The following is a 936-nucleotide window of genomic DNA, read 5'->3' as shown; positions in this document are numbered from 1 at the left end:
CTGGAATGGCAAATTCTGTCACATCTGTGTAGCACTTTTCCATTGGTTTTGAAGCTTCAAACTGGCGTTGAATAAGGTTGTCGGCTTTCTTACCAATATCTCCTTTGTGAGAAGAATACTTGCGTTTCTGCCGGATTCTAGCTTGTAAATTGAGTACATTCATCAACCGCTGAACCCTCTTATGATTGACCAAAAAGCCACGATTTCTTAATTCTAAATGTATCCGACGATAACCATAATTCCCCTTGTGTTCGATAAAAATAGATTGGATTTCAGCTTTAAGCCCTTGATCCTTATCTGGTTTGTCTAGCTGTTTCAAGTGATAATAGTAGGTCGAACGAGCGAGTTTAATGGTTTTTAGAAGAATATCTAACGAAAACTCAGTGATTAATTCTTGAACAATTTCTGTCTTTCTTCTTTCTCTTTTTCCTCCTTCAATCGGAGTTCTCTCAACTTTTTTAGAATAGCATTCTCCGCTCTCAGGTATTCATTTTCTGCTTGAAGACGCTCTAACTCTGTCATTTCTTCAGGTTTCTTCTTTGGCTTGCGTCCCATTTTAGGTATCCTTCCTCTTGTTTTCTCAACAATAGTATACCCATTTTTCTTGTATTGTGCCAGCCAATTTGGAAGCATTCCTTGGTTTGGGAGCGCATAATCAAAGGCTTACACTTCTTTGTGAACGACCTTCAATTAAGACTTTATCAATGATCTCTTGTTTTAGTTCGGGAGAGTAATAATGATTCTTCCTTTTTCTAACGACCTCTATTCCATAGCGTTCAATCAATTTAATCATGTACTGAAGATTAGAAATCTTTATCCCAAATTGATTTGAAAGTTGGTTGAAGCTTTGACCTTGCTTTCTAAGTTCATAGATCTGAACCTTATCCTCATATGTTAATTTCATAATAAAAACACCCCAAAAGTTAGATTTTTCTG

At 36.4% G+C, this 936-nt stretch carries 1 pseudogene; it reads right to left on the bottom strand.

The features are described 5' to 3' along the window. Positions 1 to 904 (bottom strand): annotated as a pseudogene (locus tag STRDD13_RS08345) (IS3 family transposase); the annotation flags it as partial. Between the last annotated feature and the right edge of the window lie 32 nt (positions 905 to 936).

The sequence above is a fragment of the Streptococcus sp. DD13 genome (assembly GCF_001578875.1).
Taxonomy (GTDB): domain Bacteria; phylum Bacillota; class Bacilli; order Lactobacillales; family Streptococcaceae; genus Streptococcus.
This window is presented reverse-complemented; position numbering and strand designations above follow the sequence as displayed.